The organism is Butyricimonas sp. BSD2780061689_150309_C8, assembly GCF_015560935.1.
Taxonomy (GTDB): Bacteria; Bacteroidota; Bacteroidia; order Bacteroidales; family Marinifilaceae; genus Butyricimonas; species Butyricimonas paravirosa.
Genome location: NZ_JADMSV010000007.1, coordinates 37851 through 62567 on the forward strand (window position 1 = coordinate 37851; position 24717 = coordinate 62567).

Below are 24717 nucleotides of genomic sequence, written 5' to 3' on the forward strand. Positions count from 1 at the left end.
GTCCGAGTCACAGGCGGAACACCGGAGGATGTGTCTGCCAGTAGACTTGAATAATGTTTCTATTGTAAATATTCCGGATGTCGTTTCAACCACACGGCCGCATACGAGCAAGTGCCTTCCGGTTTGAGGTGATTGGCTTTTGCGTAGTCATAAGCGGCTTCCGTGAGTGCGCTAGCGATTCCTCTCCCTTCTAAAGCCGGGGGAACGAACGTGTGAATAATGTCAAGACTATTGTCCGTTAACCTGTATTCTGCGTAAGCCTTCATGCTTTCCAGCTCGATTTCGAAACGTTGCCGGGTAGGATAATGTGTCACTTTGTAATTCATAGTTTTTGTTTTTTGATGTAACGAAGATAAGCAATAAAATGTTTTGTATAGTTTTTTCGATTATATTTGAGGAAGAAAGAGTATAAATTTAAATGATGGAATCATGATAGAGGCACCTGAAGCGCTTTGTTTGTCGGAACAGTTGAACGGGGTTATCAAAGGAAAGGTCGTAACGGATGTTATACCTTGCTACACCCCGCATAAATTTGCCTTTTTCAACGGGGACCCGGAAAAATACCGGGGGATGTTACTCGGTAAAATGGTGGACGGGGCTTGTGCTTACGGGGGAATGGTGCAAATAAACGTGAGGGATGCCAAGGTGGTGTTTAGCGACGGGGTAAACCTCCGGTATTACGAGCCTGAGGCGAAGTTACCGAACAAGCACCAGTTACTGATCGGGTTTGAAGATCAGAGTTGCATTATCGTTTCCGTGAGGATGTATGGTGCCGTGTGGTGTTTCGTGGGGGATTCTTTCGAGGGTGGTTTGATGTCATATTACGGGGGGGCAAAAAATAAACCGCAGGTGTTGTCGGATGCTTTTGACAAGGCGTATTTCATGTCCCTGATTAATGACGAAGGGGTACAGAAAAAGAGTGCCAAGGCGTTTCTTGTCACGGATCAGATGATTCCCGGTTTGGGAAATGGCGTGTTGCAAGATATTCTGTATCTGGCTCGGGTACATCCGAAGACGAAGATTGCGGTTCTTTCGCAGGCGAAAAGGGAAGAGCTTTTCGGGTGTGTGAAGAAGGTTTTGCGGGAGATATACCGACTGGGAGGACGTTGTTCCGAGAAGGATTTGTTTGATCAAAAAGGGGGGTACGTTCCTTACTTGTCTAAGGATACAGTGGGGAGCCATTGTGTGTACTGCGGGGATTATATATTAAAAGAGAATTATTTGGGGGGTAGTATTTACTATTGCAACACTTGTCAGCAAGAAGAAAGATAGAATAAAAAATCCCGGAGTTTAATCCGGGATTTTTTGATATTATCTGTTATGATCTTTTAAAATCACGTCGTGGGCACCGCCTTCCACGATACTGGTTGAAGAAACCAGGGTGATTTTAGCATTCTTTTGTAATTCAAAGATAGATGTTGCTCCGCAGCTACACATCGTGGAGCGGATTTTACCGATGGTTACATCCAAGTTGTCTTTTAATTTTCCGGCGTATGGAACGTAGCTATCCACGCCTTCCTCGAATTTGAGGGATTCACTGCCGCCCATATCATAACGTTGCCAGTTGTGGGCGCGGTTAGAACCTTCTCCCCAGTACTCTTTCACGTAGGAGTTATTCACCATTAGTTTTTTGGTGGGGGATTCATCGAATCGGGCGAAATAACGTCCCATCATCAAGAAATCGGCACCCATGGCAAGAGCCAACACCATGTGGTAGTCATGTACGAGACCGCCATCACTACAAATCGGCACGTAGATACCGGTATCCTCGAAGTATTTATCGCGGGCTTTAGCCACGTCAATTACGGCTGTAGCCTGTCCGCGGCCGATGCCTTTCTGCTCGCGGGTGATACAGATGGAACCTCCACCGATGCCCACTTTGATAAAGTCAGCCCCGGCTTCCACTAGATAACGGAATCCGGCCTGATCTACCACGTTTCCGGCACCAACGAGTACTTTGCCGTTGTATTCTTGTTTAATCCATTGTAATGTCTCTTTTTGCCATTCGGAGAAACCGTCAGATGAATCGATACATAAAACGTCCACCCCGGCTTCTACTAACGCGGGAACACGTTCTTTGTAATCACGGGAGTTAATCCCGGCACCTACCAGTAATTTCTTGTCCGTGGTGTTTAATAATTCATTCGGGTTATCTTTGTGGCTATCATAGTCCTTGCGGAACACGAAGTAAGCAAGGTTTTGATCTTTATCGATGATCGGTAAGGTGTTCAGTTTATGATCCCAGATGATTTGGTTTGCCTCGCTGAGGGTCATCCCGATTTCTCCAACGGTTAATTTGGAAAAGGGAGTCATGAATTCTTTCACTTTTCTGTCTTTCGGGTCTTTTTCTCCCCGGTAATCCCGGCTGGTAACTATACCCAGCAATTTGCCGTTCGGGGTTCCGTCATGGGTAACACCCATTGTGGTATGTCCCGTGCGTTTCACCAAAGCAAGCACGTCTGCCAACGTGGCTTCCGGGGTGATGTTGGAGTCACTGGTAACGAATCCGGCCTTGAATTTCTTTACCTTGCGAACCATTTCTGCCTGTGATTCGATAGGTTGCGAACCGAAGATAAATGACAATCCCCCGTTCCGGGCAAGTGCAATTGCCAATCCAGAATCGGAAACGGACTGCATAATCGCTGAAACAAACGGGATGTTCAGTTCAATGGCTGATTTCTCGCCTTTTTTATACTTCACCAAGGGTGTTTTCAATGAAACGTTGGTTGGGATACACTGTTTCGTGGTCAGACCGGGAATAAGCAGATATTCTCCGAAAGTTCTTGATACATCGTCCAAATAGATTGCCATAGAATTTATCTTTATGCGGTTTGATTAAAAATTGGGCAAAGATAGTCAATTTCTCGGAATATGCAGGGTGTAGAGCCTTATTTTTTGTTTCGATGAATTTCATGCCATTTTTCAAGACAGTTTAAAAAGTGATATAAAAAAGGGGCTGTCCCAAAAGTCATTTTATATCAAAAAACTCCTCCGTCACTTCGTGCCACCTCCTCTATAAACAGAGGAGGAGCTGGTGACTATTCCTGAATATAGAGAATATTTCAACTCACCCTCTGTTTATAGAGGGAGTACTCCGAAGGGGGGAGGGAGTTAAAAAATGACTTTTGGGACAGCCCCAATAAATGAATAATATAGAACTATTTACTTTTCTGATTTTAAATAATCAACAGAAAGTAAAGATTTTTTATTTCTTTTTCGCCAACCGTTCGTCCAGCCACGTTTTCAGCTCGTGCTTATCTTTCGCTTTTCCCACGATTTTTCCGTCCGGGTCGATCAGCATCAACGTGGGGAGATAGGGGATAGCATAGAGAGTGGCCACTTTCGCTGGGGTATGGGGAATAGGGAATTCATCTATGACTTGCAGCCAGGGAAGTTGATCTTCTTCCAGTGCTTTCAACCAGTCGTTTTTCCGGCTATCATTCGTGACTCCGAGTATTTCAACTCCTTTTTTATGGTATTCAGCGTAGAGTTTCTTCATTTCAGGGAAAGAGGCTCTGCAAGGACGACACCAAGAGGCCCAGAAATCCAGAATCACGTATTTGCCTCGCAAATCGGATAGGGATAATTTTGTCCCGTCGGGTGTTTCCAACGTGAAGTCCGGGGCCGGCATACCCGGTTGTACACGAATTCTTGCTGCAATTTCCTCTCTAACATCTTTAGCGAATGAACTGTTTTGTACTTTAGGAGATAAGGCCTTGAATACTTGTTCCAATTCAGCTAACTCCATGTCATTCTGAAGGAAATTTAAATAGTATGCTACTGCTTCTATCGTGTCATTTTTCAGGATCAATTCTTTTTGTTGCTTCCGAACCTCATTGTTGAATTCTTCGGTTATTGCCTCGGTTTCTGCTTGATACTTGTAGAAGGCTTCTTTATCCTCACCATTATGGAGTTCATTCAATTTAGTTTGTACTTCTGCGTATTCCTTAAAGCGGGGTTCTTGCATCAATTTTTCCCGAACGTTACTGATTTCCTGGTATATTTTTTCGTTTAATGAACCTGTCACGTTAACATTCGGAATACTCCGATACCCGTATTGGTCGAGAACATCAGCCCATTTTCCAGCGAGAGTGATTGTGTTGTTTTCTCCGATAAAACCACAAGATGCCGGTTTTTCCTTGTCCGGACAAACTTGGATGCTGACCCAAGAGGGGGCTTCTAATTTTCCCGTGAAAGTAAAGACTCCGTTTTTCATTTTTACCGTGTCTCCGGTAGTGGGTTCTTCTCTTCCGACGGGGAGTGTCATGATTGCGATCCCGTTTCCGGCACCTTCAATGTTACCTTTGATTTGATAACCTTCCGTGTTGGATTGACAGGCTAATGCGGTTAACCCGATCCATCCGATAAATGTCATTTTGTTCATTTTCCAAATATTTCAATTAGTTTTTGATCTAAGTTTTCTTGTGGTTCACCACCTCCGCCGTAACGACCGATGATGATACCGTTTTTATCAATTAGAATTTTCGTGGGTAGCGTGTGAATACCGTACCATTCTCCAATATCTTCGCTTTTGTCATATCCTTCGGCTGTACGTTTTATGCCGCTTAACACGTGACGGAAGTTCCCGATTCCATCTTCCTCGACGGCTTTTCGCCAAGCCTGTGGTTTCGTGTCGTCAGATGCGATACACACAATCTCGAATCCTTCGGGGGCATATTTCTTGTATAGCTCTTTGAGATGCGGATTCCCCTTGCGACACGGGATACACCAGCTTGCCCAGAAATCTAGGAGAATGTATTTTTTGCCTTTTAGCTCTTCAAGATTGAGCATTTTGTCGTTAATGTCTTTCCGGTTAAACATGGTTGCGGGACTTCCGGGAGAACCTTGTTTTAGTTTTTTTATCTCTTCTGCGATCTCTTTACCGGAGCGGCTGTTTTTCACTCGTTCTGTCCAATGATTGTAAGCGTTTTCAACTTGACCGACAGGTAACGACATCAACCGGAAACGCATGAGGTAGGGGGATAGATAAGAATCGGGATGGGTTCTGATAAACTCATCCGTGATCACGTCCATACGCTCGTTATAAGGTTCAAATTGGTCACGGATGGCTGCGGCCTTTTCATGGTCTTTTTCTGCTTTATAAGCTTCTGTAAGTGGTCGCATCTCTTCCCGGATTGGTGCTTGCTGACGATTTAGTTCTTGTTCTTCCTCGTTTGTTTTCGAACCGGAAAGCTTGAACTCTTTGAACTTTCCGATAACAATTTCCAGTTGCATATCTGAGGCCTCGATCCAGAAGTCTGTGAGATTCGGGTCATCCATGTAGCGAACGGTTGAATCCAATCTTAATGACATATTTGTCGGTTCGGAAATCATTCCTTCCAGTTGGAACTTTCCATTTTTTACCGGAACATTCTTTTGTACGTACTGTTCGTTATTGTCTGTATAACCAAATAGGAGATGGCCGGAGGTCATTCCTTCTATTGCTCCGCGGAGTGTGAATTTGTTATTTTGTCCATAGACATTTACAATGCAGAGAAATAGAAGGAAGATTGTGGCTATATTTTGTTTTTTCATATCATATTGTTTTAATCATTCAAATATTAGAGAAAGAAATGTTGTGTTATTTTCCTCTTTATAAGTAATACTTTTAAGATTTTCCAAGGGTAAATTGACAATGTAATTATTATGACGAACAACAAAAAATGGCATTTCTATTGTAAATGATATAAATGTTGTCTGTATTTCTGAGGGTATATGCTTTGAATTAACTGATACGAGATCTACTTTATAACTTAAAATACGTTCAGCATTCATCTCGGCTATACTTTTGGGAAATACAATTGGGTCATCCTCTTTATTACACGCTGTAAAAAATATAGTAATAAAAATTAAGCATATTATTTTATTCATAAGGGGTTGTTATTTAATTGTTTGTGTAGATATGACTTGCGGAATGATTTGAAGATTAGAGATAACAGTTAAGTTTACATGATAGTAGAGACTTAACTGTTATCGTAATTTACAATACCATTCTTTAGGATGAAAGTTTTATCTGTATTAAGGAATTTTTAGATTTTACTATATCCCGGATTCTGATCCCCAATCGTGGGATTTTTTTCGAACTCGGCAGCTGGGATCGGGAGAATGATATAATTTTTCTCCCGGATGGCCGGTTTTACTTTTAGGATGACTTCCATGGGGAAACGAAGTAGCATGCTCCATTCGATTCCATCTTCAAACATGAGGTTTTTCACCGTCTCTTTGTAGATTTCATAAAGCAATTCATCCCGGTCTGTGATAGCATCAATTTTTGTAAAGTCCGTGATCCCGGCATGTCCCATGATGATTTTTAAAGGTTCCTTGGCATCATCTAGGTCTTTTCCGGCACGAACTGTAGCCTCTGCTTTTAACAGATACATTTCAGTTAGTCGGATGGCGTAACATTCTTCGATTTTATCACCGACGTATTTTGTTATGGCATAAATGGTATCCTTGGGATTCAGTAGCCCAAGCATCCATTCTTCCCTGGGATCATCTTTCAATAAATTTTTGAACATGGGAGTTGCTTTGTATTGAGCCGAATTATTATATATATATGTGTCATATCGGGTAACCTGATTCGGAAGAGGTTGAATACCTAACATGACTTCTTTACTCGTCAATCCTTTTGTTTGGAAAATATCCCGCACGTGTTCTTCAAGTTCGTAAGGACCATTTTCGATGATGTCGCTTGTGAGCGTGATCACTTCTTCATAATCCTCGGTATTTCCCCGTAAGATCAGAACTCTTGCTTTTAAGGCTTTGGCGATCCAGCGGTTGCTGTAAATATTCTTATTTTCCAACGGGGCATTTTTGATGCCTTCTTCTAAATCTTCCAAAATCAGTTTATACGTGTTTGCCACGTTATCTCTTGATTGTGCAATGTTCGTGGTCGTGACAAATTCGTCACGTAGTAAAGCTCCATACTCGCTTTTCGTATCGTAGAATTGAGTGAAATACCGGAGTAAATGATAATGTCCGTAAGCACGCATGATTTTAGCTTCAGCGATGATTTCCGCTTTCCGTTCTCCCTCAAACATAGAAGTAGGAAGGGGGTTCATTTGCTTGATAACCCCATTGGCTGCATTGATTAATTTGTAACTATAACTCCAAATGCCTTCAGCAGAACCGTCCGTTGCTTGAACTTCTGCATTTTCATCTAGAGACCCTCCGTAGGTTCGCGTGATATAACCGGAAAGATAAGCAGGAACAATTTCTTGGGAATAGCCCCATTGTGTACTAGGTGTACCTCGGTCGTCCCCACCTTCAGCGAAGCAGTAATATACCCCGTTTAATGCAACCTCTGCGCTTTTTTGATCCACGATTACATTTCCCTCTACTTTTGATTGAGTGGGTAAGGCATTCAGTTGGTCATCACAACTCATTTGTGAAAGAATACCCAAAAAGGACAATATATAAATAATGACTTGTTTCATGATTTTATTTTTAGGATTAGAAATTAATTCTTATTCCAAAGGTGTATGATTTCACCGTGGGATAGGTACTGACATCCCGTCCTCCACCGATAACACTAGTCGGATCGTCACTGACTTCCGGGTCGGGTCCGGGGTAAGAGGTAATGGTGAATACATTAGTTGCTGTTCCATACACAGATGCAGATTTAATCCGAACTTTCCGACAAATGCTTTCCGGTAGATTATAGCTTAATGATAAAGTCTTTAATTTGAAATAAGAAGCATCATATACGTTAAGACTACTTAGCATATAAGTTGTTCCCCACATACTTCTTGGACGATTAGACGAGGTATTGTCTTCACTATAATGATTCAATACGCGTGTTCCTCGATTAGCCAAACTTGACATTCCGGAATCACTGACGTCTTTCTGATAGATAAGGTCATTCCCATAAGAGAACGTGAACAAGGCAGTCAACGTGAATCGGTTCCAGTTAATTGTGTTTGTGTATCCCCCGAAAAAGTCCGGCGTGGCGTGACCTATAACGTCTTGTTTCCAAGAGCCATTCTCGTATTCATAAGCAATGTCTCCTAGATTTAAATAGGGGTCAAAACTTGTCCACAAGGAGAATTCCTCTTTTGCTGCTTCCAATTGTTCCTGAGTTTTTATGATTCCCGTGGCTACTCTTCCATAAAGTAATCCTAGAGGTTCTCCCTCTTTTACGACACTTGTACCTAGGTTTAATGCATCGCGATCATTCGGGTCGGAGAACGGGCCACCGTTTATATCCAAAACTTTCGATACATTACGGGAAATATTTAAACTTCCTGTCCAGCGGAAATCTTTTTTACGAATAAAGTCACCATGTATGTCGAACTCTAATCCTTGATTTCGTATTTTGGCAATATTGAAAACGACGGTTGAATAAGAACTACTCGGAGCCGGAGTCATGTTAAGTAAAGTTCCGTCAGTAACCTTGTGGTAATATCCGAAAGTACCTCCTAAACGCCCGCGCATGAAAGAAAAGTCTAAACCAAGGTCTTTTTGTACGGTAGATTCCCATTTGATTTTGTCGTTTCCGAGTTGGGTAGGAATCAACGCGTTCTTGTCTCCGTAGGATACCGGGCTGTAAAGTGTGCGCCACATATGGTCTCCAATACTTTGTGTTCCGGTTTTTCCCATACTGGCTCGAACTTTGATTTCGTCAATCCATTCAACCATGTTCAAGAAGTTCTCTTCCGAAATTCTCCAAGCGATAGCCCCGGAAGGGAAGAACCCGTATTGATTGTCCGGTGCAAATTTTGAAGAGGCATCGGCACGTCCCGTGAAGGTGAATAGATAACGATCTTTCCACACGTAGTTAGCTCTAACATAGAATGACAGTAATGAAGTCCGACTTTCCGGATTAGAACCTTTTACATTAGCCGCGATGGATGCGGAACTTAAATTGTTCAGGTAATCATCGTCCGGATAACCGCGTCCACTTGCCGAGAAGTAGTCTTTCCGGTGATCTTCCCATGAAGTTCCCGCCAGCACGTTCAATCTGTGGTTTTCGTTGAACTCTTTGTCGTAGGTTAACGTGTTCTCGAAGAAAACGTCAATTACAGTTGATTGTGCCTGTGTACCCATTCCTCCTTGAGAATCCTCCCGTCCATAGAATCCTCCGACTTCAACAAAACTCGGAACGTAATTTAACTGGTTATAATTATTATAATTGATTGAAACGGTACTCTTGAATTTGAAATCTTTCAAAAAGGTGACTTCTCCGGCCACGGAACCCATGAAAGAATACGTTTTTGCCCGGTTTGTTCCGGCTGCTACGGCCAATGGGTTTTGATATCCCCGGTAGTCATTGTTCAAGTCGCCGAGGGCGGCATAAGTTCCGTCTTCATTATACGGGGAGAAAGTTGGAGGTGCGGTAAGTGCTTGACCGTATATACCGTTAGTGATATTGTTTTTCGTGTACCCGAAATTTAAATTGGTATATAATCTGAAGTAATTCGAAACATCGGTATCCAAACTGATTTTTCCGGAAATTCTCATGAAGTCGGTTCCGATCAAAGTTCCGTCTTGTCCGGTATACGAGAGAGAGGTATAGTACCTTGAATTAGCTCCACCTCCGGCAACTGAAACGTCTACGTTCTGAGAAGTTCCTGTACGTAAAACCAAATCAAGCCAATCCGTGTCTGCATTTCCAAAAAAAGCCGGATCGTTTATGATGCGTTGTGCTTGCTCAACCTGGCTACCCGTCATCGGTTTACCTGCATCTTCTCGTGCCGTAAGGAATCTTTGGGCCGCGTCCTTCAGTGCTGATTTATATTGCTCTGCATTCAAGACTTTTTCTTTGATCGGGTTCGTAAAGCCAATATAGTAATTTAGATTTAATTGAGGTTTCGTGTCTTTTCGTCCTTTTTTGGTGGTGATGATCACGACTCCATTGGCGGCTTTCGACCCGTAAATAGCCGTTGCTGATGCATCTTTTAAGATGTCGATGCTTTCGATATCCGCTATATTCAAACCCGATAGATTATTCAAACCGCGAGAGAAGGCTCCTTCCACGCTATTGTTGAAGTCATCCCCGTAGTTGGCAGCCTCCAACGGGTTGGTAATATCCGATTGTCCGTTAATGTAATTGTCTGAAACCACGGTTGGAATTCCGTCAATCACGTATAGTGGGTCATTCGTTCCCAACAACGATGCACCACCGCGGATACGGATACGAACTGCACCACCGGGGGAACCGTCTGCCTTTACCACGGAAACACCTGATGCTTTTCCGGCCAACGCGTCATCCACGCTGATGAACGGTACATCCCTGATTTCTCTTGTTTTTACGGATGAAACAGATCCCGTGAAGTCTTTCTGTTTGGTGGTTCCATATCCCACGACAACTACCTCGTCAACTGCTTTCACATTTTCCCGTAAAACCACGTCGATGGTATCTTTACCCGTGTAAGCAATTTCTTGTGTCTGCATCCCGACGAACGAGAATACAAGTGTAAAGTTTTGACCGATATTGTTCGGGATAGAGAGTGTGTATGTGCCATTCACGTCAGTGGCAGCACCGAATTCTGTACCTTTTACCTGAATGGTCACTCCGGGTAAGCCTTGTTTTTGCTCGTCCCGCACTTTACCCGTGATTCGAATTGCTTTCACTTGTTGCGCTGTTTGGCTTTTTAATTTCGGAGAGATGATGATCACATCGTCTTCAATTGTGTAAGCCAATTTAGAACCGGATAAAAAGATTTGAAGAACTTCTTCGATCGTGGCATTTTTCACTTCAATTTGTTTCGCCGGTAATTGTCTGATTTCTTCGTGATTGTAAAGGAACCGATAATGGGTGAGTTCTTTTAATTGTTGGATTACCATTTCTGCCGGAATCCGGTCAACTTTGAAATTAATCCTTTCTGTTTGGGCTCTTCCCTCTGCAAATGATGCGAGGGTGAATCCCATGATCATGATAAATGTTAGTTTCATGATTCTGTAACCTTTTGACAACACTTTTCCTGTTAAGTGACAAGTGTTTCTGTTTTTTTTCATAACTTTGTCATTTAGTAATTCAACTTCGTTTGAGTTCCGCCGGAGTAGGGGTCGAAGTCTTCTCCGGCTATTTTATTGTTTTAGAATTTTATTCCGGTGTGATCGTGATTGTTTTCCCGTTGATCGAGAATGATATATTTGTCGTTAATTCAATCATGCGTAATACTTTGTCAATCTTTTCGTATCGGTCAATTTCCCCGCTAAAATGTAATTCTCTTGCTTGTGTTCCGACAAAGAAAATATTCACGTCATACCAACGTCCCAGTTGAGCCATAATGTCTTCCAGTCTCTCGTTGGCAAAGAGAAAACGTCCGTGACGCCACACGCTTTGTTGGCGGGCATCTACTTTTAAAATTTTCACGTTCTTCGAGGGGTTTAATATTGCTTGTTCGTTTGGGGTTAACCGGTATTCTTTGTCATCAACAAATAAACCGATAGAACCGCTTTCGAGCGTTGTCTTTTGGAACGAGTCGTCCGGGTAAGCTTTCACGTTGAAGGTTGTCCCGTAAACCCGGATGGTTGACTGGGATGTTTTCACGAAGAAAGGTGTTTGATCGTCGTGTTGTACCTCAAAATAAGCCTCTCCTTCCAGTTCAACTTCTCGTTTGTCACCGGAGAAAGAGGTCGGATATTTTAGACGGGAGTCAGCATTTAACCAGATTTTCGTGCCATCGGCCAGTACGAGAGAGAATTCTCCACCCTTGGGAACCACCAGGGTGTTTATTGTCGAGGCTCCGGTAACTGCGGAATGTTTTAATTCGTTATGAGCTACGACAACGGATGAATCCTGAGTTAACACGGCTTGCATATTTTCCTTGATTTCGATCACCTTATTGTCCCCGGTGTATAAAGTTGCCCTGAAGCTTCCAGCCTGAATTAGAGCCGTGTGAACAGGAATAGGGGAGGTATTTTCGGGATAGAACCAGTAAGAGCCGATGGCGAGCAATAAGGCTATCGTGGCAGCTATGCCTATAACCCGATAACGAATGATCCGTGTATGACGGTTTCGGGTTGCTTGCCATTTTTTCCAACTTCCTTCAATGTCGGAATTTAAACGGTTATATTGTTCCAGCTTGTTTTCTATGTTTTGTTTGGATAAAACTTCCCGTACGATTTTCTCGTCTTCCTCTCGAGGCGAGTTTCCCGTATTTTCCTCACTCTTGTTCTTTCCCGTGAGGTACTGCCCGATTCGAAGGGCCTGTTTTATCGTTTCTTCAATTTGTCTCTTCATTTTTATTTCCTATTTTCATATAAGAAACACGCTCGTTAAGGTTTGGATGGAGACAAAAAGTGATTTTTTTGAAGAAAAAATGATATATTGTTGAAAATTAGGATACTAAAAATAATAATATTTTTAAATATTGTAGTTTTTCCCTTAGTACCGCGTAACCTTTTGCCTTATGGCTTTTCACGGTAGAGACGGCAATTCCCAGCTCTTGAGCGATCTCTTCGTTTGATTTTTCCTCTAGCGTGAGCAACAATACTTTTTGCTCCATTTCCGTGAGGTGGCTGATTTCTTGATGAATGACATGGAATATTTCTTCTTTCATGACAGTTTCGTGCATGAAACTTTCGCTTTCTAAGTACTGAAGGTTCTCTGCGAGATATTTATTTTGCACTTGTTGATGACGAATTAGGTTTAGACACGTATTACGGATTGATTTGTAGAAAAAAGCTCTTATGGCTATTAAATTGTCGAAATCATTTCGGGTATTCCAGTATTTTAGAAAAACGTCATGTACCACGTCCTTGCATTCTTCTTCGGAAGGCAACAAATTGTTCGCAAAAGAGACAAATAGGGCAAAATACTCTTCATAAAAGCTTTTTAGTGTTCTCTCTTTTCCGTTTTTTAATTCTTCAACCAAAAGCTGATCATGGTTTTTCATACACATACACGTTATACGTGTACAAATATAGGATATTTTTGATTGGATCAACATATTTTAAAATGTATTTTTGTCCTTGATGAATTATATAGAATGGAACATAGATCCCGTTGCGTTTTGGGTAGGAGGAATCCCTGTCATGTATTACAGTTTGCTGTTGATTGCGGGGGCCGTGGCGTCCGTGTGGATACTGAAACGTGTTTACCGGGAAAACGGGATACCGTGGGAGCATCTCCAGATACTCGTGATGCTGAGTATTGCCGGCTTGTTTCTAGGGGCACGTTTGGGCCATTGCCTGATTTACGAGTACGCGTATTATTTCGCACATCCATTGGAAATTTTGCTCCCGATACGGGTTAAGTCGGATGGAAGTGTTATTTTTTCCGGTTATCAGGGGATGGCCAGTCATGGAGGGCTTGTCGGGTGGATGATTGCCATGGTGATTTATTCCCGGATAACGGGTGAGAACGTGTTACGGACACTTGACACGATTGCTCTCGTTTTACCTTTAGCGGCGGGGTGTATTCGTTTGGGAAACTTGGCCAATTCCGAGATTATCGGAATCGAAACCAACGTGTCATGGGCTTTTGTTTTCGAACAGATAGATTCGGTACCCCGTCATCCGGCTCAAATTTATGAAGCCTTGGTCTATTTCTTTATTTTCGGGATAAATTTGTTGCTTTACCGACGAATCGGGTTGAAGTGTTATCGGGGAGTACTTTTAGGGAATACCCTTGTCTGGGTTTTCGTGGCTCGTTTTTTGATTGAATTTGTCAAGGAAAGGCAAGTCCCTTTCGAGGATCAAATGACCTTGGACGTGGGACAGGTGTTGAGTATTCCGTTTATCTTATTGGGTCTATTCCTGTTGATTCGCGGGTTTAAGTGTAAAAAGAATACGACACGGTGATTCATGTAACGTGTGTAAATCGTGTTTTGTTCCTGTGAAAGAAATATTTATTGTGAGTTGTTATTAGATATGGCTATTATTATATGATCATGCTGTTATTATAAATGTAACCAAATCATTCTATATACTAATAAATGTCTATTTTTTGTTATTGTGATAGGAGAGGAATAGGGGAGGAATGGGAGCGGAATGGGAGCGGCTCGCAATATGGTTCGTGTATGATTGAAATTTAGTAATGATAATTTACATGAATTTGTGAAAATTTAGGATTGAACTCGACTGAAGTTATCTTACTATGATGGTCTACCCCCTTCAAGGGGCTTTCCTAAAAGTCATTTTATTTCAAAAACTCCTCCGTCACTTCGTGCCACCTCCTCTATAAACAGAGGAGGAGCTGGTGAATCTTTCCGAAGACAGGGCACATTTCAGCTCTCCCTCTGTTTATAGAGGGAGTACGGCGAAGCCGGGAGGGAGTTGGGAAAATGACTTTTAGGACACCCCAGCTAATTTCCAAATGGTTACCGCTTTTAATAAGCTAACCGTACGTTATCTACCCAAAGTTTATTTCCCACGGTTCCAATGTAAGCCTCCCCGTAACTAGAGGATACACGCAAGAACAAATGGGTGGGTTTGTCGTCCGTATCTCCCCAACCTACTTCTTCCACGGGTACGGATTTACCTTTGCTGTTGATACAGTATAGAGATTGTTCTTTGGGGATTAATTGCATATAGGATTTACTACCGGGCTGATTTGCCGGGTCCCCGTAAAGAATATTCAATCTGTGGTTGTTTTTCCAGTCGGGAGTGTTTTCGGAAAGGCGTTCTATGGCTGTACCGATCCGTTTGGCATACACGTTACCATTCTCGTCTTCCCAACGTTTTTGAAGGATCACGTATACTTCGGCGGAATCCCGTCCCGCCACGTCAACAATTTTACTGAAACCGGTTGCTTTGATCCGGTGATCTGTTCCCGGGGTCTCCATTTTGTAGTCAAATACAACTGCGTTCGGGGTTTCCGTGAAAGGAATTCCGGCGTTCAGTTTACTTTGCGGGTTCTTCGTGTCCTTGATCGGTTCGTGCATCTGTCCCAGGTAAATAGTACCCGGTACAAGTACGGTGATGTTCACGATACCCAGTACTTTACATTTCTCCATGAGCGTTTCGACACGTACACAATAGCCGTCATTTCTTTTCTCCGGGAAAACAGAGATACTGCATTTCGTGACTCCACTGACTTTTGCCATGACGTTAGAAGTTCTCCACGGGGAAACCGTGGAACTGATATAGGGTTTGTCTCCTCGAATCGTGTCTACCGGGGCAACCTCGTAAAGGGTTTTCGTGTTACCACCAATGACAAATGATTCATCAATGATGCGTACCATCCAGCTATTGAAGTCCCCGAATGGGATTAATTTTTCATTTTCTTTTTCTGTCGTTTGTGCCATGGATATAACGCTTGTTCCCAGAATAATTCCTAGGCATAGCGTTTTTATAGTATTACGTGTAAATTGTTTCATATCAATTGATTTTCTTCTGTCTTGAATACTTTTATTACGATAAAATGACTTTAAGGTTTTATGCAAGAAACATGCCAGTGTTAATAATCGTGTTGAATAATGTAAATAATGTTGCTAACGTGTTTATTCTTAATGTGAAAATGAGAATGTTAAATAATAAAGAGTATCTTTGACTGTCTTAAATACTTTTATATATGATGATGAAAAAATTAAACATTGGGAATCTCTCAATCTCAGTTCCCATTGTACAAGGTGGTATGGGTGTTGGTATATCACTTTCCGGATTGGCGTCTGCGGTGGCAAATGAGGGAGGAGTTGGTGTGATTTCCAGTGCCGGATTAGGTTTGTTATATCGGAATTTATCCAAAGATTATATTCAGGCTAGTATCATGGGTTTGAAGGAAGAACTTCGTAAAGCTCGTGAGAAAACAAAGGGTGTGATTGGCGTGAATGTTATGGTTGCCATGTCTAATTTCGCGGATATGGTGAAGACCGCGATTGCTGAGAAAGCGGATATTATTTTCTCCGGAGCGGGATTGCCGTTGAATTTGCCGAGTTTCTTGCAAAAGGATAGCGTGACCAAGTTGGTTCCGATCGTTTCTTCTGCGCGTGCAGCAAGAGTTATTGCCGAGAAGTGGCATAATTTGTATAATTACCTGCCGGATGCGTTTGTCGTGGAAGGACCGAAAGCGGGGGGACACCTCGGGTTCAAAGATGAACAAATCAATGACGAGCATTTTTCGTTGGAACATATTTTGCCGGAAGTGATTGACGAGGTGAAGGATATTGAAACGCATTACGGGAAAAATATTCCGGTGATCGTGGCCGGAGGAATTTACACGGGTGAAGATATTAAACGTTTTATGGATATGGGAGCGTCCGGAGTACAGATGGGTACTCGTTTCGTGACCACGGAAGAATGTGACGCATCCGATATTTTCAAACAGACTTATATCGAGGCAAAACAGGAAGATATACAGATTATCAAAAGTCCGGTGGGAATGCCGGGACGGGCGATATTCAGCAAATTTATCCAAAAGGTGAAGGAAGGGCAGAAACAGCCCAAAACGTGTATGTGCAAGTGTATCAAAACGTGTGATATAAGCAAGAGTCCTTATTGTATCATTGCGGCTTTGTACAACGCTTTCAAGGGAAATATGGATAACGGTTACGCTTTTGCCGGGGCGAATGCTTTCCGGGCCACGAAGATTGTTTCCGTGAAAGAGACTTTCCGTTCTTTATTGGATGAGTTTAATCGGGCTATCAATAAATAGTATAATCGGGAGTGTCAAAGAACTTTTGACACTCCCGATTATATTATTTATTGAGTTTATAAGGTTTATAAAGTTGAAGGTTCATAAGGTTTGCAGACCCCTGTGGGACATTTTGTTTACGGTAGCTAGAGCTGCCGAATCTAAAATCTAAAATTATCACGTTCTCCACCAGATACTATACACGGCGAAAGCGGCAATCGTGAGTAATCCCGTGTAAATGATGATTGACGTGTGTTGCATGTGGGATGGGTGTTTCACGAGTTTACGATCTAGATGAAATTTTAGCCCGTTGGCAATGCTATCCACCCGAAGACAGAAACGGTATATTCCATAAGTGACGGCTCCCACGGCAAACCCGACAACTGTTCCGAAAAGTAGATCTCCGGGATAATGTACTCCCACGTACACCCTCGTGTAACAAGTTACAATTGCCCATAGCATAAAGAATGTAGTTAAGGCTCTGTTCTTGAACAGTAACATCATGAAACAAGCTAATGCGAACGTGTTAGCTGCATGGCAGGAGGGGAATCCGAATTTTCCGCCTCGCTTTCCATTGACTAAATGTACCATGTCTGCAATATCCGGGTCGCGTGATGGTCGAGGACGTTCGAATATAGGGCGCAGGATGGAACTACATGTTTGGTCTGCCAATGCTATAAGCAAGGCGAACATCAAAGTAGTGAAAATGACCATGCGGATATTCATGTTTTTGTACAAGACGTACAGGATGGACGCATAAAGAGGAATCCATACAAGTTTACTCGTGAATATGTACATGAAGGAATCCAAATAAGGGGTGTGCATTCCGTTTAAGGCAAGAAATACCGTACGATCTAATGCTTGTAGTGATTCTAACATGGAATTTGAATCTATAAGTTTAAATAAATAATGTTCAACCGCTATTTGAGGGGATGATTGGAGAGCAAATATATCATTTTTCGGTATATTTGCAAAATTGTTCTGCGAAATGGTAAAACTCCTCCGTCAGCTTCGCTGCCACCTCCTCTATAAACAGAGGAGGAGTTTTCACTCTTGCCAAAGATGGGGAGTATTTCAACTCTCCCTCTATTTATAGAGGGAGTACGGCAAAGCCGGGAGGGAGTTTGAATGTGGAATTGAATGAATAACAAATAGTAAATCGGCAGGTGCCGGATCTTTAAATTTTGATGAGTTTATGGTAATATTTCCGAATGCAAAGATTAATATAGGGTTGTTCGTCACGGAGAAGAGATCGGATGGATTTCATAACCTAGAAACTGTTTTTTATCCGATTGATCTTCGGGATATACTGGAAATCACGGAAGTGAAGGGTGAGAAAGGGCGTTGCGTTTTTACTTCCACGGGAATCCCGATAGATTGCCCGCCGGAAAAAAACTTGGTGAGTAAGGCATACGCTATTCTGGCTGCCGAGTACGATTTGTCCTCGGTGGATGTACATTTGCATAAGATCATACCGTATGGTGCCGGACTGGGTGGAGGCTCTGCTGATGCCGCTTTTATGCTGGTTGGGTTGAATCAGCTTTTTTCCTTGGGGTTGAACGAGGAACAATTAATGGGATATGCGGCCCGGGTGGGAAGTGATTGTCCTTTTTTCGTTTTGAATCATCCCGTGTTTGCTTTTGGGAAAGGCGAGTTGATGGAAACGATAGATTTGTCATTAAAGGACTATCATATGGTACTTGTGAAACCGAATCGGGGCGTTTCTACTCCCGAGGCATACCGGGGAATAACGCCTCGTGCGGCCTCTTTTGATTTGCGAGAATTGGGAAAATTGCCGGTAGAACAATGGACCGGAGTGGTTGTGAATGATTTTGAAAATTCCGTGATTCCTAAAGTCCCGGAAATAGAAGAAGTAAAGAATATATTACGGGATCTGGGTGCGGTTTATGTTTCCATGACTGGAAGTGGATCAGCCGTTTACGGGTTGTTCCGTCATCCCGTGGAGGCAGAAAAGGCGTTTCCGGAATATTTCGTGTGGCAAAGTGAGTGAATGAGTTTATAGCTTTACTGTTAAATATAAAATGACTAGAGGGTGTGTCAAAAGTCATTTTTCAAACTCCCTCCCCCCTTCGGGGTACTCCCTCTATAAACAGAGGGAGAGTTGAAATACTTCCTGTCTTCGGGAAGAGTCACCAGCTCCTCCTCTGTTTATAGAGGAGGTGGCACGAAGTGACGGAGGAGTTTTTTGAGAATAAAATGACTTTTGACACACCCTCTAGTTTGTTAGCCTCTCCCCACAAATGCGTATACAAATGAAGAGATGCCGGCAAAGATGAAACTAAGGCCGGTCCAGATGATGATATTGAAAATTCCGAACAGGGGATAAAAGACGATCATGAAGGAAAAGAACAAGGTGATGATTCCCGCTATGAATATCCATCCCCATCCCCTGATTTTTAGCGATGACATCTGTAATGATTCGGCAATGTAATCAATGCTTTTGAACATGAGGATAAAGCCGACGATGTAAGGAAGTATGTCTTCCGTGACGATCGGGTGGATTAACAGGATAAAACCGATAATCAGGTCAAGTAACCCGATGAACAATCCCCATCCCCAATGCCGGGAATTACCGCCTGCAAAAGCGTTCATGATTTCACTGATTCCGATAACAATGATAACGATACTGAAATACATGGCCAGTCCGAAATAAGATGCCACCGGATGCCGGATGATGCCGACACCAAAAACGAATAACACGATACCCAGGATAAGATATAACCATCTGAATCCTTTGGGACCGGTAGATGTTGTTACACTTGTTGTAGTCATTTCTCTGATATTTTTTAAGTTTAGTTTATTTCTTTATATGTGAAATGCATTCAAAAAGTTGTTATTTTGTCATTAAAAATAAATAACCAAATGCCGGGAAATACGTTTCAGAGTATAAAAGAGCGATGATGAGAAAAATTATATTATTCTTGATGTTGTTTTTAGTAAACTACATGATTATGGCACAAAAGAAAGAGTTGACAGCGGATGAAAAACAAGTGATTATTTATAAGGGGACGGAGAGACCTTTCACGGGTAAATATTATGATTTTAAAGCGAAAGGGACATACGTTTGCAAACAATGCGGGAGTCCGCTTTACCGTTCGGAGGATAAGTTTGATTCCCGGTGCGGGTGGCCGAGTTTTGATGATGAGATTCCGGGAGCGGTGAAACGGATACCGGATGCTGATGGGAGGCGGACGGAGATTGTCTGCGCTCATTGTGGAGCGCACTTGGGACACGTGTTCACGGGTGAGGGACTTACCCCAAAGAATACCCGTCATTGTGTGAATTCGATTTCGATGGAATTTATTCCTGCCGAAGAATTGAAAATAGACACGGCTATTTTTGCCGGGGGATGTTTCTGGGGAGTGGAGTATTACATGAAAAAGGCACCCGGCGTGCTTGCCGTTGAGTCCGGGTACATTGGTGGAAAAGTGGAAGATCCGTCTTACGAGGAAGTATGTGAGGGAAACACGGGACACATGGAGGCGGTACGAGTGTTGTTTGATACATCGAAGACTGATTACGAGACGTTGGCAAAGTTGTTTTTCGAGATACATGATCCCACGCAACAAGATCACCAAGGTCCGGATTACGGGGAGCAATACCGTTCGGAAATTTTCTATAATAGTCCGGAACAGAAGGCCGTGGCTGAAAAGCTGGTACGGGAGTTAAAAGCGAAAGGCTATGCGGTGGTGACCCGGTTAGCTCCGGCTACAACATTTTGGGTGGCAGAGGATTATCATCAGAATTACTATACTAGGAAAGGGACTTTGCCTTATTGTCATGGATATACGAGGCGATTTTGAAAAAATCATGTACCTTTGTTTGGATAAATATTTCAAAGGATAACAGAGAATTTATTTATATAAAAGAAAGGAATTGAATCATGAAAATTGCAGTACCAACAAGAGAAAACGTTGTTGATGATCACTTTGGACATTGCGCGTATTACACGCTGTTCACGGTAGATGACGATAAAAATATCACGGATACTGAAATACTCCCTTCTCCACAAGGATGCGGTTGTAAATCGAACATAGCTTCTGTGTTGAAAGAAAAAGGGGTTACCGTGATGCTTGCCGGCAGCATGGGTGACGGGGCTTTAAAGGTATTAAGTGACCAAGGAATTAAGGTTTTCCGTGGTTGTAAAGGGGATGTCCGGAAAATAGCGGAAGGTTATTTGAAAGGGTTTATCCTAGATTCCGGCATCGGTTGCCACCATCATCATGAGGGTGGTGAACACCAATGTAGTCATCATAAAGAGGTTGACTAAGAAGTCGTTTTAACTCCCTCCCCCCTTCGGGGTACTCCCTCTATAAACAGAGGGAGAGCTGAAATACTCCCTGTCTTCGGGAGGAGTCACCAGCTCCTCCTCTGTTTATAGAGGAGGTGGCCGAAGGCCGGAGGAGTTTGTTTAACAACAAATAGTACTTTAGTCAGTTTCTTTGTTTATTTTAACAAGAACTTTGTCGATTCGAGCGGCATCCATATCCACGATTTCAAACTCGAAGTTATACCAGGTCAGTTTCTCTCCGGTCTGTGGTATATGTTCCAAAATCTTTAATATCAGTCCACTTAAGGTGTTATAATAGTGATTTGCATACAAACTTTCCATGTCGAAATGAGCCAAGAAGTCATAGAAAGGGCATTGTCCGTCCACGAGATAAGTACCATCTTCCCGTTGCACGATATCCGGTTCTTCCCCAAGTTCCGGCAAGTCTCCGATCAAGGCTTTCAGAATATCTTGTAAGGTAACAATTCCTTCGATACTTCCGAATTCATCCGTGACCAGCCCATATTTTATATGTCCTTGTTTTAAGTGCTCCATAGCGTTGTACACGCTTTGATTCTGAGGAAAATATTGGGGAGGACGGACGATAGATTTCAAGTTAAAATCCGGAGCATCCATTCTTCCGAAAAGGTCTTTTAGAAAAACAATTCCGACGATATTATCCAATTTCGTGTCAGCTACCGGGTAAATCGTGTGAAGATGTGCGTTTACCGTTTCTCGTAGAGTCTCGTTACTGTCTTGTATGTTCAGCCAGATGAGATCACTCCGGTGTGTCATGATAGAGCCGAGATCCCGGTCACCGAGATTAAACACCCGTTCCACGATGTCTTGCTCCACTTCTTGAATCTCGCCTTCAGCGGTACTTTCTTGGATGATTGCTTTAATTTCCTCTTCCGTGATTTTGTTCTCTCCCGATTTGTTCAATCCCAATAGTCTCATCATGAATGACGTGCTGGCAGAGAGTAACCACACGAAAGGTGAGGCTATACGGGAAAGAATATCCATTGGGGCGGCAATTAACTTTGCCATTCTTTCCGCGGCAACCATTCCTATGCGTTTGGGCACGAGTTCTCCGAAAATCAGCGTGAGATAAGTCACGACGATCACGATGAGCGTTTTGGATATTAGTAACGCGTGAGGTTGCAACACCTCTATTTTTTCCACCCATACGGCCAAGTCCCCAGCGAGGGCTTGCCCGGAATAAAGACCGGTAAGGATACCGATTAACGTGATTCCGATCTGTATGGTCGAGAGGAATCGATCCGGTTGATTCGCTAATTTTAATGCTCTTTGTGCGGATTTGTTCCCGCTTTTGGCTTCTGTTTCAAGACGGGATTTACGGGCAGAGACCATCGCTATTTCAGACATGGCGAGTACCCCGTTTAAAATGATAAGTCCTATGATGATTAGAAATTCCATATATTAATTTTTTGATTTGGTGATTTTAGATTTTAGATTCCAGCCGCCTAAAGCCTACGCTTTGACTACCCCCTCTAACTCCCCCTTGCACAGGGGGAGGATGCGCTGCATTGTTGCATCGTGACGATTCTTGCGTCCGTTTCTCCCCCTGTGTAAGGGGGAGTCAGAGGGGGTAGTTGTTTTTTCCATTCTAAATTTTAAACTTTAAATTCTATTTGTTTTGGCCTTATGATTAGTAGTGAGGGTAACTTTGCAAAAAGTTCCTGATCTTTTGACAACTTTTCGCAAGTGGTATAACTCATCACTAGTAAGGTTTCTTTACTTTCAATAAAAGTGTTCATGGTTAATGGTTTGTCCAGTACAAATTTGTGTGGATCAATTTGAACGAAATCATTCATGATTCTGGATTCTAGTTGTTTATCCACCTGTCCGTTGATAAAGCAAATCCGGATGGTCATGCTTTGTTCGCCCAACCGGGTTCTGGCGTAGTTGAAGAGGAATAAGTCGTCTTCACTATCAACGAGAAGTAAGATATTGGAAGCCTGCGTGAAACCTCTGTTCACGAAGATTCCCACGGAACAATCCACGTGGTCCATGATAGATTCCAGTTTTTGCCGGAGTAGTGTTCCCGGTAAATGTAACGGGCGATCTTTTAATTGTTTCAGCCAGCGGGCGATCGTGGTGAATCTTTTACCCAGTTTTCCGGGGGCCGTGCTATTGTCTTGCATGAATTGCTGTCCTGCTCCGACGAACAGGTAGTCCACGTGTTCTTTCTTGGCCACGTGAATCATTTCCTGAATGAGTTTGTCGGTTACCTGATAACGTTCGTCTACCTGTAAATTCAGATGTCGAGCCTCTTCCCGAAGGGGGATAAAGCTCTCTTCTGCAAACTCTTCCGCTTTGGCAGGATTTAAGTCTGTTCCCAGCGTGAAATGGGTGGCTATAAGTTGACTGTTTTGCAGGCGATGCCCCAGTAAAAGATCGGCCATACCCAGTAAGGTTCTACCGGTTTCGGGACGACCAAAGGAGAGCAACACTTTCTCGTGGTGATGGGCTTTTTCCTCTTGTTTGGCAAATATCTTTTCCACGAGCGACAACATGGGGGTTGCCATGAACGTGGTCAATAAAGACATGATCAATAACACCACGAACATTTGGGCAGAAAGGATTCCCATCTCGAACCCGATGTTCAGGGCCACGAGTTGCATAAGTCCCCGTGTGTTCATCAGTGTACCGACGATAAGACTATCTTTCCAGTTTTCACCCACAGCCCGTGCAGCCAGCGTACACCCCCCAAACTTCCCGGCAATGGCTACCACGATGAACAGTAAGCACACGCCCCATAGCTCCGGTGTGTTAATCAAACCGATTTCCGTGTGTAATCCCGAAAAGGCAAAGAATAGGGGAAGGAAGAATACTAAAGAAATGTCTTCCACCTTTTCCATCATGACTTTACGGAACCCGATGTTCGTGGGCATGACCACCCCGGCGATAAATGCCCCGAAAAGGGCATGAATACCGATGATTTCTGTCGCTACCGACGAAAGTACGAGAAAGAGGAATATGAATCCCACGAAGGTCTTGTTGATGACTTCCGAGTTGGCATAAATATCCCCGATTTTACGCAGAAACGGGCGCATGACCATAAACATGAAGGCGATATAGACGAGCGTTAAGGCAATGGTGTAGAGGGCGCTGACGAAACTACCCGCTTTAGCTAAGGCAATCACGATGGCCAGTAAACACCATGCGGTGACGTCATCATTGGCTGCCGAGGCTATGGATAACATCCCGACAGGGCTTTTTGTCATATTACGTTCCTGCACGATCCGGGCCAACACGGGGAAGGCCGTGATACTCATGCTTATCCCGATGAACATGGCAAAAGGTAAAAATTCCGCTTGCTGTGCCCCGTAGTCCGCGTATACCCAGATGGCAGCTACCACTCCTAGAAAAAAAGGAACCACGATTCCGGCATGACTGATGACCAGTGTTTCGTTTAGTTTGTCTTTTATGACACTGAAATCTAATTCCAGCCCGATGACAAACATAAACAGAACTAACCCGATTTGGCTTAACAGGTTCAAGTTCATCAGTGATTCGGGAGGGAATAGTGCGGCAGAGAATTCCGGAAAGAAATATCCCAGCAACGAAGGTCCCAAGACGATCCCGGCCACGATTTCACCCATAACACCGGGTTGCCCGATGTATTTGAAAAGGAACGAGAATATACGGACGGTGATCAAAATCACGATGATTTGTAACAACAAAATCGTTAGTGAGTTTGTCAAGTTGTCGGAAATGATTCGTTTGAATAGTTCAAATGAACTCATTTCTGTGCTTACCGTACTACTGACTTCTGAATGATCGATATGTTGACCCGTGCAAAGTGCAAAATAAATCAAAGCACAGAAGACGGTCATCATGCCGAGATATATCCAGTAGTTTGTGCTGTTCCTTTTCATGATCC

The 24717-nt window shown here is 43.0% G+C and carries 20 protein-coding genes; 6 read left to right on the plus strand and 14 right to left on the minus strand.

Annotated elements, in window-relative coordinates; all coding sequences use genetic code 11:
• Nucleotides 1-59: 59 nt before the first annotated feature.
• Nucleotides 60-326 (minus strand): GNAT family N-acetyltransferase, encoded by a 267-nt coding sequence (locus I2I33_RS08085; protein ID WP_087420573.1) that lies wholly within the window; start codon nucleotides 324-326, stop codon nucleotides 60-62.
• Nucleotides 327-429: 103 nt separating this feature from the next.
• Between I2I33_RS08085 and I2I33_RS08090 the strand changes: the two genes are divergently transcribed.
• On the plus strand, nucleotides 430-1272 hold the full coding sequence (locus tag I2I33_RS08090) for an endonuclease VIII (protein WP_087420572.1): 843 nt from the start codon (nucleotides 430-432) through the stop codon (nucleotides 1270-1272).
• Nucleotides 1273-1311: 39 nt separating this feature from the next.
• Here the strand turns inward: I2I33_RS08090 and I2I33_RS08095 are convergent, their stop codons facing one another.
• The 8 genes from I2I33_RS08095 to I2I33_RS08130 all read right to left on the minus strand — a co-directional run bounded on the left by I2I33_RS08095 (nucleotide 1312) and on the right by I2I33_RS08130 (nucleotide 12842).
• Complete coding sequence (locus I2I33_RS08095; RefSeq protein ID WP_027201042.1) at nucleotides 1312-2811, minus strand: IMP dehydrogenase; 1500 nt, start codon at nucleotides 2809-2811, stop codon at nucleotides 1312-1314.
• A 394-nt stretch (nucleotides 2812-3205) separates the two neighbouring features.
• Nucleotides 3206-4384 (minus strand): TlpA disulfide reductase family protein, encoded by a 1179-nt coding sequence (locus tag I2I33_RS08100; RefSeq protein ID WP_087420571.1) that lies wholly within the window; start codon nucleotides 4382-4384, stop codon nucleotides 3206-3208.
• Nucleotides 4381-5535, minus strand: coding sequence for a TlpA disulfide reductase family protein (locus I2I33_RS08105; RefSeq protein ID WP_087420570.1), 1155 nt, complete (start codon nucleotides 5533-5535; stop codon nucleotides 4381-4383). Before I2I33_RS08105 ends, I2I33_RS08100 begins: the two co-directional genes overlap by 4 nt.
• Before the next feature lie 15 nt (nucleotides 5536-5550).
• The gene (locus tag I2I33_RS08110; protein WP_087420569.1) at nucleotides 5551-5871 is read right to left on the minus strand and encodes a hypothetical protein; all 321 of its coding nucleotides are present in this window, start codon (nucleotides 5869-5871) and stop codon (nucleotides 5551-5553) included.
• 158 nt (nucleotides 5872-6029) lie between these two features.
• The gene (locus I2I33_RS08115) at nucleotides 6030-7436 is read right to left on the minus strand and encodes a RagB/SusD family nutrient uptake outer membrane protein (protein WP_087420568.1); all 1407 of its coding nucleotides are present in this window, start codon (nucleotides 7434-7436) and stop codon (nucleotides 6030-6032) included.
• Nucleotides 7437-7452: 16 nt separating this feature from the next.
• Nucleotides 7453-10956 (minus strand): TonB-dependent receptor, encoded by a 3504-nt coding sequence (locus tag I2I33_RS08120; RefSeq protein ID WP_087420567.1) that lies wholly within the window; start codon nucleotides 10954-10956, stop codon nucleotides 7453-7455.
• A gap of 88 nt (nucleotides 10957-11044) precedes the next feature.
• On the minus strand, nucleotides 11045-12187 hold the full coding sequence (locus I2I33_RS08125; RefSeq protein ID WP_087420566.1) for a FecR family protein: 1143 nt from the start codon (nucleotides 12185-12187) through the stop codon (nucleotides 11045-11047).
• Between the two features lie 97 nt (nucleotides 12188-12284).
• Nucleotides 12285-12842, minus strand: a complete 558-nt coding sequence (locus tag I2I33_RS08130) for an RNA polymerase sigma factor (protein WP_162613744.1) — start codon at nucleotides 12840-12842, stop codon at nucleotides 12285-12287.
• 79 nt (nucleotides 12843-12921) lie between these two features.
• Here I2I33_RS08130 and lgt point away from each other — a divergent pair, with 79 nt between their 5' ends.
• The gene (gene lgt, locus I2I33_RS08135) at nucleotides 12922-13749 is read left to right on the plus strand and encodes a prolipoprotein diacylglyceryl transferase (protein ID WP_087420564.1); all 828 of its coding nucleotides are present in this window, start codon (nucleotides 12922-12924) and stop codon (nucleotides 13747-13749) included.
• A gap of 527 nt (nucleotides 13750-14276) precedes the next feature.
• Here the strand turns inward: lgt and I2I33_RS08140 are convergent.
• Nucleotides 14277-15194, minus strand: a complete 918-nt coding sequence (locus tag I2I33_RS08140) for a PCMD domain-containing protein (RefSeq protein WP_410491997.1) — start codon at nucleotides 15192-15194, stop codon at nucleotides 14277-14279.
• Nucleotides 15195-15466: 272 nt separating this feature from the next.
• On the opposite strand from I2I33_RS08140, the gene I2I33_RS08145 reads away from it, so the two are divergent.
• Nucleotides 15467-16540, plus strand: coding sequence for an NAD(P)H-dependent flavin oxidoreductase (locus I2I33_RS08145; protein ID WP_087420673.1), 1074 nt, complete (start codon nucleotides 15467-15469; stop codon nucleotides 16538-16540).
• A 156-nt stretch (nucleotides 16541-16696) separates the two neighbouring features.
• Here I2I33_RS08145 and I2I33_RS08150 read toward each other — a convergent pair whose 3' ends face one another.
• Nucleotides 16697-17398, minus strand: a complete 702-nt coding sequence (locus tag I2I33_RS08150; RefSeq protein ID WP_087420562.1) for a phosphatase PAP2 family protein — start codon at nucleotides 17396-17398, stop codon at nucleotides 16697-16699.
• A 316-nt stretch (nucleotides 17399-17714) separates the two neighbouring features.
• Between I2I33_RS08150 and ispE the strand changes: the two genes are divergently transcribed.
• On the plus strand, nucleotides 17715-18530 hold the full coding sequence (ispE, locus tag I2I33_RS08155; protein ID WP_087420561.1) for a 4-(cytidine 5'-diphospho)-2-C-methyl-D-erythritol kinase: 816 nt from the start codon (nucleotides 17715-17717) through the stop codon (nucleotides 18528-18530).
• A 233-nt stretch (nucleotides 18531-18763) separates the two neighbouring features.
• Here the strand turns inward: ispE and I2I33_RS08160 are convergent, their stop codons facing one another.
• The gene (locus I2I33_RS08160) at nucleotides 18764-19312 is read right to left on the minus strand and encodes an HdeD family acid-resistance protein (RefSeq protein WP_195666787.1); all 549 of its coding nucleotides are present in this window, start codon (nucleotides 19310-19312) and stop codon (nucleotides 18764-18766) included.
• A 128-nt stretch (nucleotides 19313-19440) separates the two neighbouring features.
• On the opposite strand from I2I33_RS08160, the gene I2I33_RS08165 reads away from it, so the two are divergent.
• Nucleotides 19441-20343 (plus strand): bifunctional methionine sulfoxide reductase B/A protein, encoded by a 903-nt coding sequence (locus I2I33_RS08165; protein ID WP_087420672.1) that lies wholly within the window; start codon nucleotides 19441-19443, stop codon nucleotides 20341-20343.
• An 80-nt stretch (nucleotides 20344-20423) separates the two neighbouring features.
• Nucleotides 20424-20810, plus strand: a complete 387-nt coding sequence (locus I2I33_RS08170) for a NifB/NifX family molybdenum-iron cluster-binding protein (protein ID WP_087420559.1) — start codon at nucleotides 20424-20426, stop codon at nucleotides 20808-20810.
• A 159-nt stretch (nucleotides 20811-20969) separates the two neighbouring features.
• Here I2I33_RS08170 and I2I33_RS08175 read toward each other — a convergent pair whose 3' ends face one another.
• Nucleotides 20970-22247: a hemolysin family protein gene (locus I2I33_RS08175; protein ID WP_087420558.1), complete on the minus strand. Its 1278-nt coding sequence runs from the start codon at nucleotides 22245-22247 to the stop codon at nucleotides 20970-20972.
• Between the two features lie 197 nt (nucleotides 22248-22444).
• Nucleotides 22445-24712: a cation:proton antiporter gene (locus I2I33_RS08180; RefSeq protein ID WP_162613743.1), complete on the minus strand. Its 2268-nt coding sequence runs from the start codon at nucleotides 24710-24712 to the stop codon at nucleotides 22445-22447.
• Between the last annotated feature and the right edge of the window lie 5 nt (nucleotides 24713-24717).